This is a genomic window from Nonomuraea sp. SBT364, from assembly GCF_001083785.1.
Taxonomy (GTDB): domain Bacteria; phylum Actinomycetota; class Actinomycetes; order Streptosporangiales; family Streptosporangiaceae; genus Nonomuraea.
This window is the reverse complement of record NZ_LAVL01000306.1, coordinates 1-3,930: the sequence shown is the minus strand read 5'-3', so window position 1 is coordinate 3,930 and position 3,930 is coordinate 1. Positions and strand designations below refer to the sequence as shown.

Sequence of the window (3,930 nt, the reverse complement as noted above, 5' to 3'; positions counted from 1 at the left end):
ACCCAGCACGCCGCCCACCAGCCCACCGCCTAGGGTGGCACAGCACGCCACCCGGCCGGCCTGTGCCACCCTAGGCGGTGGGCTGGTGGGCGGCGTGCTGGGTGGCGTGCTGGGTGGCGTGCTGCGTGACGGCGGTGGCGAAGGCGGCGATGACCGGGTGCACGCGGCCGCCGTCGCCGGCGAGCTCGGGCTGGAACAGCGTCCCGAGGAAGAACGGGTGCCCCGGCAGCTCGGCGACCCGCACCCCGCCGTCGTCGCCGTGCCCGCTGAACACCAGCCCGTGCCCGGCCAGCGTCCGCCGGTAGTCGTCGTTGAGCCCGTAGGAGCAGTTGTAGGCCTCCACGGACTCCCGCACGCCCATGATCTGCTCGATCATCGACCCGGCCACCAGCCGTACCGGAACCTCATGCCCGGCGAGGGTGCACGCCAGCGGCGTGAGCAGGAAGTCCCGCCCGGGACCGTTCTCGGCATGGGCGACGTCGAGCCCGCACACACCGCGCGCGTACTCCAGCAACATGTGCTGGAAACCGCCGCACGTGCCCAGGAAGGGGATGCCGCGCTCGCGCGCGGTGCGCACGGCGCCGACGGCGCCTTCCTCGCTCGCGTACGGGCTGCCGGGCACCACCCAGATGCCGTCGAAGCCGTCCAGGTCGCCGGCGTCGGTGGTGGGGATCCAGTACGGGTCGAGCGCGATGCCGTCGCGTTCGCGCAGCGCGTCCAGCAGCAGCGGGATGCGCGTGTGCGCGCGCACGCCGGGGGAGCGGTCTCCGACCAGGGCGATTCTCATGCCCACCATGCTGCCCCCGCCCCGGGGTGAAGCGCCAACGATGATATCCGCATGTGCTATAAGCGTTCCTGATGGATCCCAACCTGGTGCGCACGTTCATGACGGTGGCGCGGCTGGGCTCGTTCTCGGCGGCGGCCGCCGAGCTCGGCTACACCCAGTCGGCCGTCTCCCAGCAGATCGCGACGCTGGAGGCCGACCTGGGCACGCCGCTGCTGTCACGCCGCCCGGTCGCGCCCACCGGCGCGGGGGAGCGGCGGCTGCAACACGCCGGACCGCTGCTCCTGCGCATCCGCGCGGCCCGCGCCGACGTCCGGCGGGTCGCCGCCGCCCCGGCCCACCGGCTGACGCTCGCCGCCGGGCCGCTCGCCCTCGGCCCCGCCGTGGCCGCCCGCCTGGCCCGCGCCAGGGTACGGCTGCCGCGCCTGACGGTGACCGTGCGCGCGTGCGCCGCCGGCGAGGCCGCCCGCCTGGTCGCCGGCGGCGAGGCCGAGCTGGGCCTGGTCGCCGGCATCGCTGCTCCCAGCGACCCGCTGCGCCTGCCCGACGTGGGCCCGCTCACGGCGACGGGCGCCGAGGAGGAGCCGCTGGTGGTGGCGCTGCCCGACGGGCACCCGCTCGCGGGCCGGGCCGGGCTGCGGCTGGCCGACCTCGTCGACGCCCGCTGGCTGCGCACCCCGCTGTGCCCGCTGGAGCGGCTGCGCGACCTGGCCGGTGACGGGTTCCGCGCCGGCCTGCACTACACCGGCGACGACCTGCGCACGGTGACGAGCCTGGTCGCCGCCGGCCACGGCCTCACGCTCCTGCCGGCCTCGGCCGCGCCGGGCGTGCCGCTGCTGGCGCCGCGCCTGGTGCACCGCGTCGAGCTGGTGCACGGCGCACTGCCGCCGGGCCCGGCCGCCGACCTGGCCGCCGCTCTCGCGCCCTCCTGACCCCCGGGGGTCAGGCCCGCCAGCTGTCGACGCCGCCCGGCACCGGCGCGCCCGGCTCGTACGGCTCGCGGGTGAAGATGAACGTGTTGAGGTCCAGATGGTCGGCGGCCACCCGCAGCGTCTCGCCCGCGTAGTAGCCGTCGAGCCCCACCCACGTCCCGTCGCCGCGCGGCACGAACCGTGAGGCCCGCCCGCCGCCGCGCGCCGGCTCCAGCGCCAGCCCCCGCTCCGGCAGCAGCCGCAGCGTGTACGGGGTCGGCCCCCAGTGCCACACACCCGTCAGCGCCAGCAGGTCGTCGTCGGCCGCGACCGGCTCCCACTCGCGCGGCAGGCTCGGCTCGTGCTCGTCCAGGATCTGCAGCAGGTCCGTCAGCAGCGTACGGCTCATCCCCGACGTGGTGTTGGCCATGAACATCACCCCCACCCGGTCGGCCGGGTCGGCCCACACCGTGGCCAGGAAGCCCGGCATCGACCCGGTGTGCCCGGCCAGCCGCCGCCCGGCGTGCCGCGTCAGCTGCAGCCCGAGCCCGTAACCGGCCGTCCACGCGTCGCCGTCGTCGACGATCGCCGGCTCGCGCATCTCCTCCAGCGTCGAGGCGGCCAGCACGCCGCCGGTGTCGCCGGCGACGAACGCCGCCCACCTGGCCAGGTCCGCCGGCGTCGACCACAGCTGCCCGGCGGGCGCCATCGCGACCGCGTCGTGCTCCGGCTCGGGCAGCAGCACGTCGGCGTACGGGTGCACCGCGTAGCCGGTGGCGTGCGGCGCCCGCGGCCGCGCCGTCGTGGCGGTCATGCCGAGCGGCTCCAGCACCTCCTCGCGCACCACCTCCAGCCACGGCGTCCCGCGCAGCCGCGCCACCAGCTCACCGAGCAGCGCGAACCCGACGTTCGAATAGTGGAAGCGGCGGCCGGGCCGGTGCTTGACCTGCGCCGGCCCCATCCGCGCCAGCAGCTCGCCCGCCTCCACGCCGTGGGTGCGCTCCCACCACGGCGTGGGCGGCTCGGCCGTCAGCCCGCTGGTGTGCGCGAGCAGCTGAGCGATCGTCGCGTCACCGGTCCGGGTGCCCGGCAGATGCTTGCCGATGGGGTCCAGCAGGTCCACCAGGCCCTCGTCACGCAGCCGCATGACCGCGACGGCGACCATGCTCTTGGTGATCGACCCGAGCCGGTACTGCGTCGCGGCCGTGGGCGGCTCACCGCCGGCGCGGCCGCGCCCGGCCATCCACGCCACGTGCCCGTCGCGCACGATCGCCGCCATGATCGACGGGATGCGGCATTCAGCCTGTTCCGCCGCGAGCCGGCGCAGCAGCGCGGCCGCCGTCTGGTGTCCCACCTGGTGACTCATGGCCGCCAAGCCTAATGCCCGCCGCCCGCGCCCTCAGGACCGGTTTCGCACCCCGTCGAACACGTCCAGGACGACCCGGGTGGCGTCCAGCGACTTCTCGGTACGGCCCAGCCTCGGCACCTCGATGGGCCCCGGCCAGGTGTGCCCGCCGTCCTTGACCGTGTACAGCCGCACCGCGGCGCCGCCGGGGCACGACGTCCACGCGGAAAGCCGTACCCGGGCGGCGGGAGAGGAGGCCGCGCCCGGCCCGCACCGGTAGCCGGCGGCCCAGTCGCCGGCCACCTCCGTGACCGGCGGCAGCGTCACCAGGTCGGCCAGCGCCCGCAGGTCGCCGGTGGCGTCGCGCAGCGGATGCCCGCCCCGGTAGGGGACGGCGCGGTCGGCGGTGCCGTGCACGGCCACGACCGTCGCGGGCGGCGGATCGGCGCACGGCCGCGCCAGGCTCAGTCCGCCGACCGCCGCCGCCCCCGCCAGCCGGCCGCGCATCCCGCACACCAGCGCCACCGCCATGCCCCCGCCGTACGACAGCCCCGCGGCGAACTCACGCCGCCGGTCCACGCACAGGCCGCGCTCCAGGTGGTCGAGCAGCGCGCCGAGGAACGCGGTGTCGTCGGGGCCGTAGGTGTGCGGCAGCGTCCACGCCATCCGCCCGTCGGCCACCTGCGGGGTGGCGACGACGTAGCCGCGCCGGGCGCCCTCCTGCGGCAGGCGGCTGTAGGCGGCCTGCTCGCGCGCGCCGGAGCCGAGCCCGTGCAGGTTGAGCAGCACCGGGTGCGGCCCGCGCCCCCGGGGCACCGCCAGCAGGAACGTCCGGGTGAGGCCGCCGTGCTCCAGCACGTGCCGCCCGCTCTCCACCCGCCCCCGTCCCC

At 76.7% G+C, this 3,930-nt stretch carries 4 protein-coding genes; 1 reads left to right on the top strand and 3 read right to left on the bottom strand.

Features of this window, described 5'->3' with window-relative positions; translation table 11 throughout:
* Positions 1-70: 70 nt before the first annotated feature.
* Positions 71-787, bottom strand: coding sequence for a CTP synthase C-terminal region-related (seleno)protein (locus ADY59_RS46745; RefSeq protein WP_231619236.1), 717 nt, complete (start codon positions 785-787; stop codon positions 71-73).
* A 71-nt stretch (positions 788-858) separates the two neighbouring features.
* On the opposite strand from ADY59_RS46745, the gene ADY59_RS46740 reads away from it, so the two are divergent.
* A complete protein-coding gene (locus ADY59_RS46740; protein ID WP_049577659.1) occupies positions 859-1,716 on the top strand; it encodes a LysR family transcriptional regulator in 858 nt (285 codons plus the stop codon).
* 10 nt (positions 1,717-1,726) lie between these two features.
* Here ADY59_RS46740 and ADY59_RS46735 read toward each other — a convergent pair whose 3' ends face one another.
* The gene (locus ADY59_RS46735; RefSeq protein ID WP_049577657.1) at positions 1,727-3,061 is read right to left on the bottom strand and encodes a serine hydrolase domain-containing protein; all 1,335 of its coding nucleotides are present in this window, start codon (positions 3,059-3,061) and stop codon (positions 1,727-1,729) included.
* Positions 3,062-3,094: 33 nt separating this feature from the next.
* Positions 3,095-3,930 (bottom strand): alpha/beta hydrolase family esterase (locus ADY59_RS46730; RefSeq protein WP_231619235.1); only part of this gene is annotated, 836 nt, incomplete at its 5' end.

Coding starts and splice junctions, on each gene's coding strand:
- ADY59_RS46745 (WP_231619236.1), bottom strand. CDS start 787: ATGAGAATCGCCCTGGTCGGAGACCGCTCCCCCGGCGTGCGCGCGCAC.
- ADY59_RS46740 (WP_049577659.1), top strand. CDS start 859: ATGGATCCCAACCTGGTGCGCACGTTCATGACGGTGGCGCGGCTGGGC.
- ADY59_RS46735 (WP_049577657.1), bottom strand. CDS start 3,061: ATGAGTCACCAGGTGGGACACCAGACGGCGGCCGCGCTGCTGCGCCGG.